13 protein-coding genes are annotated in these 15868 nt (G+C 62.8%); 4 read left to right on the top strand and 9 right to left on the bottom strand.

Annotated elements, in window-relative coordinates:
* Positions 1 to 6 precede the first annotated feature (6 nt).
* Positions 7 to 1662: a glycoside hydrolase gene (locus ACLIKD_RS15200; protein ID WP_428825719.1), complete on the bottom strand. Its 1656-nt coding sequence runs from the start codon at positions 1660 to 1662 to the stop codon at positions 7 to 9.
* A complete protein-coding gene (glgC, locus tag ACLIKD_RS15195) occupies positions 1662 to 2921 on the bottom strand; it encodes a glucose-1-phosphate adenylyltransferase (RefSeq protein WP_428825718.1) in 1260 nt (419 codons plus the stop codon). Before glgC ends, ACLIKD_RS15200 begins: the two co-directional genes overlap by 1 nt.
* 114 nt (positions 2922 to 3035) lie before the next feature.
* On the opposite strand from glgC, the gene glgB reads away from it, so the two are divergent.
* Positions 3036 to 4901, top strand: coding sequence for a 1,4-alpha-glucan branching protein GlgB (glgB, locus tag ACLIKD_RS15190; RefSeq protein ID WP_428825717.1), 1866 nt, complete (start codon positions 3036 to 3038; stop codon positions 4899 to 4901).
* 31 nt (positions 4902 to 4932) lie between these two features.
* Here the strand turns inward: glgB and ACLIKD_RS15185 are convergent, their stop codons facing one another.
* From ACLIKD_RS15185 to ACLIKD_RS15170, 4 genes are all read right to left on the bottom strand, one after another.
* The gene (locus tag ACLIKD_RS15185) at positions 4933 to 7161 is read right to left on the bottom strand and encodes an ATP-binding protein (protein ID WP_428825716.1); all 2229 of its coding nucleotides are present in this window, start codon (positions 7159 to 7161) and stop codon (positions 4933 to 4935) included.
* 14 nt (positions 7162 to 7175) lie between these two features.
* The gene (locus ACLIKD_RS15180; RefSeq protein WP_428825715.1) at positions 7176 to 8000 is read right to left on the bottom strand and encodes a substrate-binding domain-containing protein; all 825 of its coding nucleotides are present in this window, start codon (positions 7998 to 8000) and stop codon (positions 7176 to 7178) included.
* A gap of 167 nt (positions 8001 to 8167) precedes the next feature.
* Positions 8168 to 9097 carry a glucokinase gene (glk, locus tag ACLIKD_RS15175; protein WP_428825714.1) on the bottom strand — a complete coding sequence of 310 codons (930 nt, stop codon included), beginning with the start codon at positions 9095 to 9097 and terminating at the stop codon, positions 8168 to 8170.
* Between the two features lie 3 nt (positions 9098 to 9100).
* The gene (locus tag ACLIKD_RS15170; RefSeq protein ID WP_226471565.1) at positions 9101 to 9895 is read right to left on the bottom strand and encodes a thymidylate synthase; all 795 of its coding nucleotides are present in this window, start codon (positions 9893 to 9895) and stop codon (positions 9101 to 9103) included.
* 147 nt (positions 9896 to 10042) lie between these two features.
* Here ACLIKD_RS15170 and ACLIKD_RS15165 point away from each other — a divergent pair, with 147 nt between their 5' ends.
* Complete coding sequence (locus tag ACLIKD_RS15165; protein ID WP_428825713.1) at positions 10043 to 11587, top strand: hypothetical protein; 1545 nt, start codon at positions 10043 to 10045, stop codon at positions 11585 to 11587.
* A gap of 15 nt (positions 11588 to 11602) precedes the next feature.
* On the opposite strand, the gene mog is transcribed toward ACLIKD_RS15165, so the two are convergent.
* Together mog and yjgA are read right to left on the bottom strand one after the other, a co-directional pair.
* Entirely contained in the window at positions 11603 to 12193 is a 591-nt protein-coding gene (gene mog / locus ACLIKD_RS15160; RefSeq protein ID WP_428825712.1) for a molybdopterin adenylyltransferase, read from the bottom strand.
* Positions 12180 to 12704: a ribosome biogenesis factor YjgA gene (yjgA, locus tag ACLIKD_RS15155; protein ID WP_226471562.1), complete on the bottom strand. Its 525-nt coding sequence runs from the start codon at positions 12702 to 12704 to the stop codon at positions 12180 to 12182. The genes mog and yjgA overlap by 14 nt, the downstream gene beginning before the upstream one ends.
* 69 nt (positions 12705 to 12773) lie before the next feature.
* On the opposite strand from yjgA, the gene pmbA reads away from it, so the two are divergent.
* Both pmbA and ACLIKD_RS15145 read left to right on the top strand, forming a co-directional pair.
* Positions 12774 to 14117, top strand: coding sequence for a metalloprotease PmbA (gene pmbA, locus ACLIKD_RS15150; protein ID WP_428825711.1), 1344 nt, complete (start codon positions 12774 to 12776; stop codon positions 14115 to 14117).
* Between the two features lie 128 nt (positions 14118 to 14245).
* Positions 14246 to 15334, top strand: a complete 1089-nt coding sequence (locus tag ACLIKD_RS15145; RefSeq protein WP_428825710.1) for a TRAP transporter substrate-binding protein — start codon at positions 14246 to 14248, stop codon at positions 15332 to 15334.
* A 69-nt stretch (positions 15335 to 15403) separates the two neighbouring features.
* On the opposite strand, the gene ACLIKD_RS15140 is transcribed toward ACLIKD_RS15145, so the two are convergent.
* The gene (locus ACLIKD_RS15140; RefSeq protein WP_226417073.1) at positions 15404 to 15868 is read right to left on the bottom strand and encodes a Dps family protein; all 465 of its coding nucleotides are present in this window, start codon (positions 15866 to 15868) and stop codon (positions 15404 to 15406) included.

The following is a 15868-nucleotide window of genomic DNA, read 5'->3' as shown; positions in this document are numbered from 1 at the left end:
CCTCGCCTAGGTGGCGCGGCGCATCGTGCCGCCGCTTTCCGGCTCGCCGCCGCCCTTGCTGATCGGGTGATCGAGGCTGGCCGAGAGCGGTAGCTTGAGCAGGCGATAGAGCGCCTTGAGGTTCTCGCGAAACAGGCTGTCGAAGCTTGCCACCGAGTCGGGTGAGTTGTAGTCGCCGAGCCACCAGAACCAGTCGGAGCTTTCGCAGATGGCCAGGCGGCGGATCACTTCGTGCCGCAGTTCGTCGCTCAGCCGGCCGCTGTCGAGCGCCCGGTCGGCGGACTGTTTGACGTCGCAGAGCATCTCCCAGGCGCGGTTCTTGTCCGGGTGGCCGATCCAGGTCGACAGCGTGCCATAGACCCAGCTGCCGGCCGTCAGATGCGGCAGGCGCTGGCGCCGCTCGCGGTGCTTGGTGGCAGCCTCGGAGAGCGTCACGGTGGCGATGGCGGGATTTTTCTCCAGGGCGTCGTAGAGGTCGGAGAAGAAATACCAGGCGTTGTACGGGTAGTACTCCCAGGCATTCTCGCCATCGAGAAAAACCGGGATCAGGTTGGCGGAATCCTGCAGGTGCAGGGCCTTGAGTTCGGTCATGAAGTGCTGCGCAGCATCGCGCCCGTGCCAGTTGGCGTACTCGAAGCCGATCAGGTCGGACAGTTGTTCATTGCGGAAGAACAGCGTGATGTCGCCGGGGATGTCTTCCGGCGGCAGCCAGGGGGTGGTGGTGCGGGCGATCGGGCCGGCCGAATGGCGGAGCACGCCATGGCTGCTTGCCGTCCAGGCAAAGCCGGCCTCGGCGATCTGTTGCAGGAAGGGCGCCGACAACGCCCCTTCGGCCGGCCACAGACCCGCCGGCGCCTGGCCGAAGCGTCGGGTATGGCTTTGTTGCGCCATGGCGAGGTGATCGTCGACCCGCGAGCGGCCGCCCGGGTATTGCGGCGTCGCCGGCAGCGCACAATCCGGCAAGGCTTCGCGGGCGGCATGGAAATCGATCAGCAACGGGGCCAGCGGGTGGGTGCCTGGCGTGCAGCTGAGTTCGATCTGGCCGCTGTCGGCCAGCGCCCGATAACGCGGAATCAGGCCGCTGACCGCGGCGCCCAGCTCGGCGAGCAGGCTTTGCCGGTCGGCCAGCGAGAAATTGCCGCCCTGGGCCATCAGTTGCGGAATCACCTTGCCGCTCCGGCGCAGGCTTTCGCCGCTCCAGGCCAGCAGATACCAGGTGACGAGGTCGGCGAAATAGGCGCCGGACAGATAATTCAGGCCATAGCCATCCTGGCTGCGCACGTAGGTCAGCATGTCGCGCAGGCGCCGGTAGGGGGCGAAGGGTTCGAGCATGGTCGGGGCGTGGCAGCGGAAGGCCATGTCGAGCAGCCAGGTCCGGTCGGCGGCCGGCAGGCTGTCGTGTTCCGGCCAGTTGGCGATGCGCAGCAGCGGGTCCCGCCACTGGCCGGTGGCGAACTGCTCGGCGTAATCCTCGATCTGGTCGAGCAGCACCGGGACGAAATTGACGGTGCAGCGTATCGTCGGGTGGCGCTCCAGATGCGCCGCCATGTCGGTGTAATCCTTGATGGCGTGCAGCAGAACCCAGGGCAGCAGGAAGTCGCCGCTGTCCGGGTGGCGGTAATCCGGCTGGTGCATGTGCCAGAGGAAGGCGAGATCGGCCATCAGCGCTGCGCCGCCCCCTGGCCGAGCATTTCCGGCGTGACCAGGACGATGCCCTTGGGGCTGACGTGAAAGCGTTGGCGGTCGGCGGCCGGATCGACGCCGATCACCATGCCTTCGGGAATCCGGCAGCGCTTGTCGATGACGCAGCGCTTCAGCACCGCATGCCGCCCGACATTGACGCCAGGGAGAATCACCGCATCCTCGACCGTCGCCCAGCTATGCACATGCACGCTGGAGAAGAGTAGTGAACGTTTGACTGTCGCCCCGGAAATGATGCAGCCGCCTGAAATCAGCGAATCGACCGCCGAGCCGCGCCGGTCGTCGTCGTCAAAGACGAACTTGGCGGGCGGCAACTGTTCCTGATGAGTCCAGATCGGCCACTCTTTGTCGTAGAGGTTCAGTTCGGGCGTCACCTTGGTCATTTCCATGTTCGCTTCCCAGTAGGCGTCGATGGTCCCGACGTCGCGCCAATAGGGCTTGTGCTGCTCACTGCCGACGCATGAATCGGCGAAGCGGTGGGCGAAGACGCGATGGTTCGGGACGATGTGGGGAATGATGTCCTTGCCGAAGTCGCGGCTCGAACCGGCGGTCCGGGCGTCGCGTTCAAGCTGCGCGAAGAGGAATTGGGCATTGAAGATGTACACCCCCATTGAGGCCAGCGCCCGATCGGGCGCGCCCGGTATCGCCGGCGGATTCTGTGGCTTCTCGACGAAATCGATGACCCGATCATCGGCATCGACCCCCATCACGCCGAACTCACGGGCTTCGTCGATCGGCACGTCGATGCAGGCGACGGTCATGTCGGCCTGGTGTTGGACATGGAAGGCCAGCATGCGCCCGTAATCCATCTTGTAGATGTGATCGCCGGCGACCACCAGAATGTGCTCCGGCGCATAGCGGCGCAGGACGTGCAGGTTCTGGAACACGGCATCGGCCGTGCCCTGGTACCACTGGGTTTCGTCGATCTGTTGCTGGGCCGGCAGGAGCTGGATGAATTCGTCGAAACGGCCGTCGAGAAAGCTCCAGCCACGCTGGATGTGGCGGATCAGGCTGTGCGCCTTGTATTGGGTGGCCACGCCGATCTTGCGGATGCCCGAATTGACGCAGTTGGACAGCGTGAAGTCGAGAATGCGGAATTTGCCGGCGAAGGGAACGGCCGGTTTCGAGCGAAAATCGGTCAGCTGCATCAGCCGGGTGCCACGCCCGCCGGCCAGGATGATGGCAAAGGTATTGCGCGTCAGTTGGCTGATGAAGCGCATGTCGGTTTGTTCCCGTATTTCACAGTACGGTTGGTGGGGGCAGCTTGTGCTGAGGGGCATGGCGGACCTCCCTGGTCACTGTTTTGCCTTATGATACTGCGGTAGGGGGATCAAATGCAGCTATCAGATGCGCTTTACTTATTCAACGAAGGTCGCAACGTTCAGGCCTATCGTTTGCTCGGCGCACACCCTGGCGACGGCGGTACGCTGTTTCGGGTCTGGGCGCCGAATGCCTCGCGGGTGGCCGTTCTCGGCGATTTCAACGGATGGCTGGGCGGGGCGCACCAGATGCAGACGCTCGGCGCCTCCGGGATCTGGGAGTTGCTGGTGCCGGAAGCCGTGCCGCACAGTCTTTACCGTTTCGAGATCACCAATCGCGAAAGCGGCGACGTCCTCGTCAAGTCCGATCCCTATGCCCGTGGCGTCGAGTTGCGCCCCGGTTCGGCGGCCTACGTCGTGCCGCCCTCCAGCCATCGCTGGGCCGATGACGCCTGGCTGAAACGCCGGGCCGCGTGGGACTGGCAGCACGCGCCGGTCAATATCTATGAAGTCCACGCCGGCTCGTGGATGCGTCACCCCGATGGCAAGCCCTACCTGTGGCGCGAACTGGCCGAACGGCTGATTCCCTACGCCGTCGAGCAGGGCTATACCCATCTCGAATTGTTGCCGATTACCGAACATCCGCTCGACGAATCCTGGGGCTACCAGACCACCGGCTATTTCGCGCCGACCGCCCGCTACGGTTCGCCGGATGACCTGCGGTTCTTCATCGACGCCTGCCATCAGGCCGGGCTGGGCGTGCTGCTCGACTGGGTGCCCGGACATTTTCCGCAGGACCAGTGGGCGCTCGCCCGCTACGACGGCACGGCCCTCTACGAGCATGCCGACCCGCGGCTCGGCCTGCATGCCGACTGGGGTACCCACATCTTCAATTACGGCCGGCACGAGGTGCGCAGCTTCCTGCTCTCGTCGGCTCACTGGTGGCTGTCGGAATTCCATTTCGACGGGCTGCGGGTCGACGCCGTCGCCTCGATGCTCTACCTCGACTACTCGCGCCAGGCCGGCGAATGGCTGCCCAACAAGTACGGCGGCCGGGAAAACCTTGAAGCCATCGAGTTTCTCAAGGCCCTCAACGCCATGGTGCATGGCGAGTTCCCCGGCGCTCTGACCATCGCCGAAGAGTCCACCGCCTGGCCGATGGTCTCGCGACCGACCTACGTCGGCGGTCTCGGCTTCTCGATGAAATGGAACATGGGCTGGATGAACGACAGCCTGCGCTATTTTCAGCGCGATCCGATCTACCGGCGCTGGCATCACAACGAACTGACCTTCGGCCAGGTCTACGCCTACAGCGAAAACTACGTGCAGCCCTTCTCGCACGATGAGGTGGTGCACGGCAAAAGCTCGCTGATCGGCAAGATGCCGGGCGATGCCTGGCAGCAGTGCGCCAACCTGCGTCTGCTGCTGGCCTGGCAGACCTTCACGCCGGGCAAGAAACTGATGTTCATGGGCGGCGAATTCGGCCAGTACCGCGAATGGTCGGAAGCCCGCGAGCTCGACTGGGGGCTGCTCGGTGAGGCCGCCCACCGCGGCCTGCAGCGTCTTTCGGCCGATCTCAACCGGCTCTACCGCGATCATCCGGCGCTGCACAGCCAGGATTTCGAGAGCAGCGGTTTCGACTGGATCGATTGCCACGACAGCGAACACTCGGTGCTGTCCTGGCTGCGCTGGGGCAAGGACGGCAGCTTCGTCGTCGTCGCGCTGAATTTCACCCCGGTGCCGCAAACCGGCTACCGGATCGGTGTGCCCACGGCCGGCAGCTATGTCGAACTGCTCAACACCGACTCCGCCCACTATGGCGGCAGTAACCTCGGCAATGGCGGCGGCATCGAAGCCGACGCCGGCGAATGGATGAACCGCCCGGCCAATCTGCTCGTCACCATCCCGCCGCTGGGCGCGGTGGTTTTGCAATTGGCCTGAGGAGCGGCCGGCGCCTGCCGCGCGACCATCCTTACGGCGGCTTGACCAGCCATTTCAACAGCGTGGCGTAGAGCAGTCGCGGGTCTACCGGCTTGGTCAGAAAATCGTTCATGCCGGCCGCCAGGCATTTGGCGCGGTCTTCGGCAAAGGCATTGGCGGTCATCGCGATAATCGGCACGAACACGTAACCGGGCAATTGACGAATGGCGATGGACGCTTCCAGGCCATCCATTTTCGGCATCTGCATATCCATCAGGATCGCCGCATAGTTGTGCTGTTTGGCCATGGCCAATGCCTGCTCGCCGTTGTCGGCGATGTCGACGTAAAAGCCGATGACTTCGTGCAGCAACTCGATAATGACTTCCTGGTTCACCCAGTCATCTTCCGCGACCAGCACGCGCGTTCCATGAAACTCGGCGAACAGGCGCCGCTCCGCTTCGTTGCCTGAAACGCTTGTTGCCGGGGCGGCCTCTTGCTGTTCTTTGGCCTTGTTGAAGCCGATCGAAAAGGCAAAGGTGCTGCCGCTGCCCGGCGTACTGCTCATCACGATCCCGCCGCCCATCAACTCGACGAAGCGCTGGCTGATCGTCAGCCCCAGGCCAGTGCCGCCGTATTGCCGGGTCGTTGAAGAATCCGCCTGTTCGAAGGGGGCGAAGACTCGTTGTCCCTCTTCCTGCGAAATGCCGATTCCGGTATCGGTCACGGCAAAGCGCAGGACCAGTCGGTCAGCCGTTTCTTCTTCCCGATGAACCGTGACGGTGACGCTGCCCTGCTCGGTGAATTTGATCGCATTGCCGACCAGATTGACCAGAACCTGTTGCAGCCGGAGCGGGTCGCCCAGCAGGTCCTGCTGGAGAAGCTGGTGGTCAAGCTCGAAAAGCAGCTTGATTTTCTTTGCCTCGGCTTTGCCGCTGACCAGTATTTCGAGGTGGCGCATCAGCGCCCCCAGCGTGAAGGGGATCTGCTCGAGCTCCATTTGCTCGGCATCCATCTTGGACAGGTCGAGTATGTTGTTGAGCAGTTGCAGCAGATGATCGGCGGCATCACCGATTTTTTCCAGCTTGTCGCGTTGTCCCGGGTCGCTGTTGCCGCGGGCAAGAATGTGGGTCAGGCCGATGATGGCGCTCATCGGCGTGCGCAGTTCATGGCTCATATTGGCGATAAACCGGCTTTTCGCCCGGTTGGCCGCCTGAGCGAGTTCTCCCGCCGCCGCCAATTCGGCATTCCGGCGGGTCAGGCGATCGCTCAGACCATCCAGCACGTGCACGACGGAGCCGATCTCGCTGCTCGAAACCGGGTCGATCTTGCTGCCGGTCAGTTGCAGCACCGTTTGCTCGGCGCGTTCGCGCAATTTGCGCAGCGGACGCAAAATCCGGCCGATGAACAGGGTACCGACAACGATGCTGAGCAGCGCAATGACCAGCGAACTCAGGGTGGCGCGCCGATCGACCTGGGCCATTTGCAGATGGGCCAAGGAATTGTCGATATCGACCACCAGCACGAAGGCGTTGTCGACCACCATGGTGGGAAAGTGCACCCGCGTCTTGTGGGCGTTTTCGTCATGGCGATAGACCGGGATCTTCTCGGCGAAAGCCTCGTTGATCGCTTGTAAATCGACCTGCTCGACACTGGGGGCACTGGCCGCCAGAACTTTGCCGTCGCGCGACAGCAACGCCAGTTGAGCCCCGAGGTGGCGGCTGATGTCGGCGAGGACGGCGGGCGAGATGAGCAGGCCGACAGTGAGTACGCCAACCGTCTTGCCGTGGTAGCGCAGCGGTTCGATGGCCCGGATGGTCAACCGGTCCTGTTCAACCATGCTGGTGATGATGCTGTGTCCGGCTAGTGCCTCGAAGACGCCCCAGTTCGCCAGGCTGTTTTGCTCACTGCCGGCGGCATCGGTTAGATAAATCGGTTTTTCCCGGCTATCGACCAGATGCATGAAGGCCGCCCCGGAATCAGCCGTCGTGTGATCGAGAATCTCCTTGATCACGGCTGGCGATTCCGGCCGCATTTCGGCAACGTTTTGCGCCAGATCGTGATGGTCGGTGGCCAGCCTTGCTACCGTTTGGGCCTGCCTGCTCAGTGCCGAAATCTGGTTTTCCAGCGCCAGGCTGATCGCCTGTGCCTTGTCTTCCTCGCGCTTGATCAGCGACTCGTGCCAGAAGCCGTCCATCATCCAGGTGGCTGCCCAATAGGAGAGGCCGACCAGGGCCATGATCAGCAGCACCAGGGAAAGGGTAATCGGGTTCTTGAGGCGCATGGTGACGCGGGTTCCTAATGTCTTTTTGCCAGAACGCCATGCGCGCGAAGTATTTTTTCGCCGTTCGGTGACTGGATGAAGTCGACAAAGGCTTTGCCGGCCGGCGAAAGTCGGCCGGCCTTGTAAATCAGGCCGAACTCCGTCGAGAGCGGATAAGTTCCGTTGGCCAGGTTGTCGATGCTGGGCAGTACCCCATCGAGCGCCAATATCACCACTTTGCTCTTGCACGCCTCGAGGGCCGAGCGGTTCATGATGGCAAAACTGCTCGGGTAACGATCAATCAATTCAATCAGATAAGGATCGAGATGGACGATCTTGACCGATTCGGCATAGGCGAGATCCGGGAGCTTGGCGCCTAGCTGGCGACGGATCGAGTCGGTTGCTTCCTTGCCGATCGCCCGGATCGGGGCCGGCTGGCCCCCCAGCTCTCTCCAGTCGGTGATCTTTCCGCCGAAGATCCCTTTCAGTTGCTCGGAGGATATGCCGCGTACCGTGACGGCCGCACCGGCGACCGCAACCACGGCGTCCCGACCGAGCGGAATATAGGTCAAACCCTTGGCCAACTCAGGCTCGGTCAATGGCCGCCCGACCCGGCCCAGCGTGGCAATGCCTTCGCTGACATCGCGCACGGCCCCGGCGTGGCCGGAGGATGGCGGGACGACGACGTGATGTGCCGATTGGCTGGTATTGAAGGCTTTGGCCAGTTCGCCCAGAACAAACTCCAGGTTGCCGCTGCCAGGAACGACCAGTTCCTCACACAGCGCCGCGCCGGAGGAAAAGCAGGTAGCAGCAAGCACCATCGAAAGTCGCGCGAAAAACCGCATTAGTGTATTTGCCATTTTTGTTCCTTTTAAGGAGTTTGGCTGCCGAAAGTCCAATTGTCAATGAATCATTGGTGTAACGCGGTTCTGATAGTTTTTACCGGCAATCGCTGCTGCGTTGCCCCTTTCGTTGGCTTGGCCAACGACCGCAGGCGCCCGCTGCCGGCCATGGCTTGGCGAAACTTTCAGGCGAGGTCGGCAGCGATCGCCAGCGCGCCGGTCAACCCGAGGTCTTCGCTAGTCACCAGGCGGAGTGGCATATCGGCTATCAAATTCGCGTGTTCATGCTTATCGAGAAATGCGGCGATGAAGGGGCTGTGGTCGATGTGCGGCAGCAGTTTGCCGGCGATGCCGCCGGCCAGGTAAACGCCGCCATGGGCCAGCCAGTGCATCGCCAGGTCGCCGGCAAAGGCGCCATAGCATTCCAGCCACAGGCGCACGGCCGGGCCGGCCAGCGGATGGCTGCCGGTCAGGGCGGCGGCGCCGATTTCGGCCGGGAACAGTGGCGGGCCGCCCAAAAAGGCAAAAATCCGTGCCAGACCGGGGCCGGAGATGACGTGTTCGCTGGTCACGCGGCCATGCTGTTGCCGCAGCCAGTGCCATAGTTCGCCTTGTTGCTCGCTCTGCGGTGAAAAGCCGAAGTGGCCGCCTTCGCCGGGGATGACGCGGTAGCGGTCGGCTTGCCAGACAAGGCCGGCGACGCCGAGTCCGGTGCCGGCGCCGAGGATGACGCGCGGCGCCCCGGCAATCGGCTGGCCGGCCTGCAGCGTCAGGATGTCGGTGGCGGCGACGTGATCGAGGCCATGGGCGGCGGCGGCGAAATCGTTGACCAGCACGACGCGGTTGATGGCAAAGCTGCTTTCGAGCTCGGTGGCGGCGAGTTGCCAGGGCAGGTAGGTGAGCTTGGCGCGGCGCCCGTCGGTCGGACCGGCGATGCCGAAGCAGGCGCCGGCGACGGTCGGCTGTCCGGCGAGAAATTCGCCGAGCAGCGCGGCGAAAGTCGGGTAATCCTGGCTGGCGTAACGTTGCTGGCGCACGATGTGCAGCCGGCCATCACGCCGTTCGGCCAGCGCCAGCAGCGTTTTGGTGCCGCCGAGGTCGCCGCCGAGGAGCATCGCTTACACCGCCACCGGCGCGGCGATGTGCGGGTGCGGGTCGTAGCCGTCGAGGCGGAAATCCTCGAAGCGGAAAGCGAAGAGATCCTTCACTTCCGGATTGATCCACAGCGTCGGCAGCGGCCGCAGTTCGCGCGACAGTTGCAGCCGGGCCTGGGCAAAATGGTTGGCATAGATATGGGCATCGCCGAAGGTATGCACGAACTCGCCGGGCTGGTAGCCGCAGACCTGCGCCAGCATCACGGTAAGCAGCGCGTAGGAGGCGATGTTGAAGGGCACGCCGAGGAAAATATCGGCGCTGCGCTGGTAGAGCTGGCAGGACAGCTTGCCATCGGCGACGTAAAACTGGAACAGGCAATGGCAGGGCGGCAGGGCCATGCTATCGACGTCGCCCGGGTTCCAGGCGGAGACGATGTGCCGGCGCGAATCCGGATTGTTCTTCAGGCTCTCGACCAGTTGGCTGATCTGGTCGATGACGCGGCCGTCCGGCGTTTCCCAGCGCCGCCACTGCTTGCCGTAGACCGGGCCGAGGTCGCCGTTTTCGTCGGCCCATTCGTCCCAGATGCGAACGCCGTTTTCCTTCAGATAGGCGATATTGGTGTCGCCTTGCAGGAACCACAGCAGTTCGTGAACGATCGATTTCAGGTGCAGCTTCTTGGTGGTTGCCACCGGAAAGCCCCGGCTCAGGTCGAAACGCATCTGCCAGCCGAAAACGGAGCGTGTGCCGGTGCCGGTCCGGTCGGATTTGTCGTGGCCGTTTTCCAGCACATGGCGCATCAAGTCGAGATATTGCTGCATGGGGCGACCCGCTATTCGTTCAAAGCGGCGATTTTACATGGCTGGCGGGGTGAAGCATATTTCCTGCGCGGACGAGGAATATGCCACAGCAGGACGCCCTCTCTCCGGCTAAACTGAGCGATTGCGCGGTGTTTGGCGGAGATGGGAATGCTCAATAAAGTGGGAAGTCTGGGAGGGCTGTTCAGCCAGAAAGTGGAACATCCGCTGGCCGATCCGCGTGAGTTGAAGAAAATCATCGGTGCCTTGCCGAAGGACAACGCTTTCAAGTCACTCGATGAAATCGCCGGCTGGTTGGAATCGCTGCAGGCGGCCGACGATATTCCGGTCGACCGCTTCCACGATGCGGTTCGCCAGCTGGAAGAGGCGGCCCAGCCGCATCTCAAGCGCCTGACCAAGGATTACCTGCATGCGGCGCGTCTGTCGCGGACCGAGGAAAAGCGGTTGTGGTCGATCAATTGCGGTTTCTGGACCCTGCTGGCCGGTGCCTACGAGCGCTGCCTGGCGGAAATGGCCGCCAAGCCGCGCGCGGCAGAGCAGCTGAAAGCCGCCCTGCCGGCCATCTGCGCCCACCTGATCGGCGCGCTGGCCGCTATTCTCAAATGGGAGCAGTTCCATTACGGGCCATCGGCCGGTCTGCTCTGGCAGCGCCTTGGCCGCGCCTTGTTGCGCGCCGAAGAGGCCGGTGCGGCCGGCAAGGCCGTGCAGTTCGGGGCGCCGGCCGGCTTGAGTTCGCCACAGCAGGAATACCTGAAGGCGATGGTTTTCCAGGCCGCATCGATGGATGGTCTGCTGCCGCTGGAGATCGAGCTGGCCGAGCGCCTGATTGCCCATTTCCTGCCGCAATTCGTCTTTACCGCCGAAGCTGTGCATGACTGTGTCTATTGGGTCGATCTGACGCTCGCCCAGGCGCCGCAGCGGCTGGCCCGGATGCCCGAGCAGGTGTTGCCGACGCTGCGTTTCTTCAAGCCGGGGCCGGCCCATGCGGCGCTCGAAAATCTGCTGACGACCTTGCAACGGGGCGGTGACATTCCACCCGACATCAATTTTGGCGGCCAGTATTACCCGAAGACGGTGATTCCGGTGCTGCGCCATCTCGCCACCTATCTCGCCTCGATCCCGCCGCAGCGCAAGCACGACCGGCATCGCGTCAAGCATCGGGTGGCGGTGTTGAATGGCCTGGTCAATGCGTTCGTGGCGTTTTCCGGCGAGTTCGGCGGTCGACCGGCCGGTCTGCAAATGGAAAGCTGGGTTGTCGAAAACGTCAGTCGGGGTGGCTTTGGCGCCGTGGTCAGCGACATGCCGGCCGACTGGCTGAAAGTCGGCGCCTTACTCGCGCTGCAGCCGGAGGGCGGGGATAACTGGCTGGTCGGCATCGTTCGCCGCTACCACCGGGCTACCGAAAGCGATGCCCGGGTCGGTATCGAGACGCTGGCCCGGCAGGCCGTGGCAGTCGAACTGCGGCAGCGGACGGCATCGAGCTACGCCGCGGTCGGCGGGGTGCCGGCGCTGCTGGTGCTTGAAGACAGTGCCCCCGGCGAGGTCCGGGTGGTGCTGCCGCCGATGACTTTCGATCTGCGCGAAAGCCTTGAATACACGGCGGGCGGCAAACGCCATTTGTTGGCGCCGGTTGCCTTGGTCGAGCAGACTGCCGACTTCGAGCTGGCGCGCTATCGCCAGGAGCTTGTCGGCTAGGCCGGTCGCACCGGACTACTTGGCGCGGATCGCCGATTTCGGCCGGAAGGCCTTGATCACCGCTGCGTCGGTTTCGGCGTAGGGGCCGCCGATCAGGTCGAGGCAGTAAGGCACGGCGGCGAAAATGCCGACATGCCTGACCGTGCCGTCGGCCTCGCGGACGCCTTCCAGCGTCTCCTTGATCGACTTCGGCTGGCCGGGCAGATTGATGATCAGCGTTTGCTGACGGATCACCGCAACCTGACGCGAGAGGATGGCGGTCGGCACGAAATTCAGGCTGATGCGGCGCATTTCCTCGCCGAAACCGGGCATTTCCTTGTCGGCCACGGCCAGAGTCGCTTCCGGCGTGACATCGCGCGTCGCCGGGCCGGTGCCGCCGGTAGTCAGAATCAGATGGCACTTGCTGCGATCGGCTAGCTCGATCAACGTCGCTTCAATGCTTGGCTGGTCGTCGGCGATCAGCCGTGTTTCGGCGCGCCAGGGCGAGGTCAGCGCACTGCTCAGCCATTCCTGCAGGGCCGGGATACCCTGATCCTGATAGACGCCGGTCGATGCCCGGTCGCTGATCGAGACCAGGCCGATGACCAGTTGTTCACTCGTCGGCATTGGCGGCGGCTTCCTTGTCCAGTTCCTGGAGGATCTGGAAGATGGCGCGGAAATTCTTCGGCGGCTTGTTGTTTTCCTGTTCCTTCAGGGCATTGCGGCGCAACTGGCGGAGATGTTGCAGGTCGACGGTGGGCCACAGGGCGGCGATTTCGGAGAGGAAGGATTCATCTTCCAGCAGGCGGGTGCGGAAGCGCTCCAGCCGGTGCAGGCGGGCCGTTTCCTCTGACGACTCGCCGCGGATCAGCGCCAGGCCGGCACGGATTGGCTCGTCGTCGGCCGTCCGCATCAGCTTGCCGAGGTACTGCACCTGCCGGCGGTGAGCACCATGGGCGGTGATCTTCTGGCATTCGCGCACAGCCTCGTAGATGTTCTCGGGCAGGTTGATGCGTTTCAACTGGCCGACCGAAAGTTCGACCAGTTCGGCGCCGAGATCCTGCAATTCGTGCATGGCCTCCTTCTTCTTGGTCTTGGAAGGGCGGCTGGTGCTTTCGGTGAAATCTTCTTCATGCATGGGGCGCGATCGGGAACTGGCAATATTGGGCTGCTATGATAGCGATTTTCCCGAGTCGACGCCCCCTCCATGCCCGAAACAGCCGCTTTTTCCTATCCCTTCGCCACCCTGCAGCAACTGGCTGAGGATGTCCTCAAACATGCCCGTGCAAATGGCGCAACCGCTTGCGAGGTCGATGTTTCCGAGGGTTTTGGCCAGTCCGTCGGCGTGCGCTGCAACGAGGTCGAAACGATCGAGTTCAATCGCGACAAGGGCGTCGGGATCACCGTCTACGCCGGCCAGCGCAAGGGTTACGCCAGCACCTCCGATTTTTCGGCACAGGCGTTGCGCGAAACGGTCGAAGCGGCGCTCAACATCGCCCGCTTCACGGCCGAGGACGATTGCGCCGGGCTGGCCGAGGCGGCCCTGATGGCCAAGGACTGTCCGGATCTCGATCTGTTTCATCCGTGGGCTCTGTCGGTCGAAGACGCCATCGACACGGCACGCCGCTGCGAGCAGGCGGCTTTCGATGCCAGCCCGCAGGTCAGCAACTCCGAAGGGGCTTCGGTGTCGACCCAGCAGGGCCAGTTCGTGTCGGCCAACAGCCTCGGCTTCATGGGTGGCTACCCGACGTCGCGCCATTACATATCGTGTTCGGTGATCGCCGGCGAGCAGGATGCGATGCAGCGTGACGACTGGTACACGACGCATCGCGACGCGGCGCAACTGGACGATCCGCAACGCGTCGGCCGCATCGCCGCCGAACGCGCCGTTGCCCGACTGGGTGGGCGCAAGGTCAAGACCGGCGAGTTCCCGGTGTTGCTCGAATCGCCGCTCGCCGCCGGCCTGATCGGCAGTCTGGTGCATGCCGCCAGCGGCGGGGCACTGTACCGGAAATCCTCATTTCTTCTCGACCACCTCGGCAAGCGGGTGATGCCCGAGTTCGTGCAGATCAGCGAACGGCCGCATATCAAGTGCGGCCTCGGCAGCGCCTCCTTCGACAGCGACGGCGTCGCCACCCGCGACCGCGAAGTGGTCAGCGACGGCATCTTGCAAGGCTATTTCCTCAGCACCTATTCGGCCCGCAAGCTCGGCATGCAGACGACCGGCAACGCCGGCGGCAGCCACAACCTGATCGTCCAGCCCGGTGCGCACGATCTCGACGCGCTGCTCGCCCTGATGGGGCGCGGTCTGTTTGTCACCGAACTGCTTGGCCACGGCATCAATTACGTCACCGGCGATTACTCGCGCGGCGCCGCCGGTTACTGGGTGGAAAACGGCAAGATCGCCTACCCGGTCGAGGAAATTACCATCGCCGGCAATCTCAAGGCGATGCTCGCCGGCATCGTCGCAGTCGGCCGCGATGTGCAGGTGCGCGGCAGCAAGCAGACAGGCTCGATACTGCTCGACCGGATGACCATCGCCGGCGAGTAAGCCTCGGTAATCACGGCATTGTTTGGGTGAGGGTTAGGGTTTTCCACGACTCGCTAAAATTTTTCTTTTGGTGAAGAATGGGCCCAGCCAATAGGCCTGACGTTTTGAATACCCTTGGAGGAGACAATATGCAACGTCGTGATTTTCTTAAAAAAGCATCAATCGGTGCCGCTGCCGGCGCCGCTGCCACGATCGCCGCTCCGGCAATCGCCCAGTCGCTGCCCAATGTCAAATGGCGCCTGACTTCCAGCTTCCCGAAGAGTCTGGACACCATTTATGGCGGCGCTGAAGTGCTGGCCAATCGTCTGCGGGCGATGACCGGCGGCAAGTTCGACATCCGCGTCTTCCCGGGCGGCGAAATCGTTCCCGGCCTGCAGGCCCTGGATGCTGTGCAGCAAGGCACCGTCGAATGCTGTCACACCTGTTCCTACTACTATGTCGGCAAGGACAAGACCTTCGGTTTCGGCACCTCGATCCCGTTCGGCATGACCGCTCGCCAGATGAATGCCTGGATCTACTTCGGTGGCGGCCAGAAGCTGCTCGACGAGTTCTACAGCAACTACAACGTCCTCTCCTTCGCCGGTGGCAATACCGGGACCCAGATGGGTGGCTGGTGGCGCAAGGAAGTGAAAACTGTTGCCGACCTCAAGGGCATCAAGATGCGCATCGCCGGTCTCGGCGGCACCGTCTTCGCGGCACTCGGCGTCGTGCCGCAGCAGATCGCCGGCGGCGACATCTATCCGGCGCTGGAAAAAGGCACCATCGATGCGGCGGAATGGGTTGGTCCGTACGACGACGAAAAGCTCGGCTTCTACAAAGTGGCGAAAAACTACTACTACCCGGGTTGGTGGGAGCCGGGTCCGACCATCCATTTCTTCGTCAACAAGGCCGAATGGGCCAAGCTGCCGAAGGAATATCAGGAAGCCTTCCAGGCCGCTGCCTACGAAGCCAACGTGACGATGATGGCCGAGTATGACCACAAGAATCCGATGGCATTGGCCAAGCTGATGCAGGCTGGTGTCAAGGTCAGGGAGTTCTCTCCGGAAATCCTCAAGGCAACCCACAAGGCTGCTCTGGAAATGTACGAAGATGAATCCAGCAAGAATCCAGCCTTCAAGAAGATTTACGTCGAGTACGACAAATACCGGCGAACGCAGGCCGCCTGGTTCAGCTTGGCCGAACGGCGAATGGATTCCTTCCTGCAGACCGGCAAGTAATCAACGGCCACGGTCTGTAACAAAAAACCCGCGATTTCGCGGGTTTTTTTATTGTCTGCTGATCAGCGTTCAGCTTTCCAGCAGGCTGCGCAGCATCCAGGCGTTTTTTTCGTGAATCTGCAGGCGCTGGGTCAGCAGGTCGGCGGTCGGCTCGTCGCTGGCCTTGTTGACCACTGCGAAAATGCCGCGCGCCGTCTTGATGACGGCTTCCTGTCCTGAGACCAGTTGCTTGATCATCTCGGTCGCGCTGGGCACGCCTTCGCTTTCCTTGATGACGGTGAGCTTGACGAATTCGCGGTAGGTGCCGGGGGCGGGGAAGCCGAGGGCGCGGATGCGCTCGGCGATCAGGTCCAGGGAATTCCACAGCTCGGTGTACTGGTCCATGAACATCACGTGCAACGTGTTGAACATCGGGCCGGTGACGTTCCAGTGGAAGTTGTGTGTTTTCAGGTACAGGGTGTAAGAGTCTGCCAGCAGGTGGGACAAGCCATCGGCGATCTGTTCGCGGTCTTTCTTGTTGATTCCAATGTCCAT

The organism is Azonexus sp. IMCC34842 (assembly GCF_050368855.1).
GTDB lineage: Bacteria > Pseudomonadota > Gammaproteobacteria > Burkholderiales > Rhodocyclaceae > Azonexus > Azonexus denitrificans_A.
Note: the sequence above shows the minus strand (reverse complement) of the source record. Positions and strands in the feature narration are given on the sequence as shown.

Bases quoted from the DNA above. Each gene is read 5' to 3' on its own strand.
- ACLIKD_RS15140 (WP_226417073.1), bottom strand. From the start codon at position 15,868: ATGGACATTGGAATCAACAAGAAAGACCGCGAACAGATCGCCGATGGC.
- glgC (WP_428825718.1), bottom strand. From the start codon at position 2,921: ATGCGCTTCATCAGCCAACTGACGCGCAATACCTTTGCCATCATCCTG.
- pmbA (WP_428825711.1), top strand. From the start codon at position 12,774: ATGCCCGAAACAGCCGCTTTTTCCTATCCCTTCGCCACCCTGCAGCAA.
- ACLIKD_RS15165 (WP_428825713.1), top strand. From the start codon at position 10,043: ATGCTCAATAAAGTGGGAAGTCTGGGAGGGCTGTTCAGCCAGAAAGTG.
- ACLIKD_RS15200 (WP_428825719.1), bottom strand. From the start codon at position 1,662: ATGGCCGATCTCGCCTTCCTCTGGCACATGCACCAGCCGGATTACCGC.
- ACLIKD_RS15185 (WP_428825716.1), bottom strand. From the start codon at position 7,161: ATGCGCCTCAAGAACCCGATTACCCTTTCCCTGGTGCTGCTGATCATG.
- glk (WP_428825714.1), bottom strand. From the start codon at position 9,097: ATGCTCCTCGGCGGCGACCTCGGCGGCACCAAAACGCTGCTGGCGCTG.
- yjgA (WP_226471562.1), bottom strand. From the start codon at position 12,704: ATGCATGAAGAAGATTTCACCGAAAGCACCAGCCGCCCTTCCAAGACC.
- ACLIKD_RS15180 (WP_428825715.1), bottom strand. From the start codon at position 8,000: ATGGCAAATACACTAATGCGGTTTTTCGCGCGACTTTCGATGGTGCTT.
- glgB (WP_428825717.1), top strand. From the start codon at position 3,036: ATGCAGCTATCAGATGCGCTTTACTTATTCAACGAAGGTCGCAACGTT.
- mog (WP_428825712.1), bottom strand. From the start codon at position 12,193: ATGCCGACGAGTGAACAACTGGTCATCGGCCTGGTCTCGATCAGCGAC.
- ACLIKD_RS15170 (WP_226471565.1), bottom strand. From the start codon at position 9,895: ATGCAGCAATATCTCGACTTGATGCGCCATGTGCTGGAAAACGGCCAC.
- ACLIKD_RS15145 (WP_428825710.1), top strand. From the start codon at position 14,246: ATGCAACGTCGTGATTTTCTTAAAAAAGCATCAATCGGTGCCGCTGCC.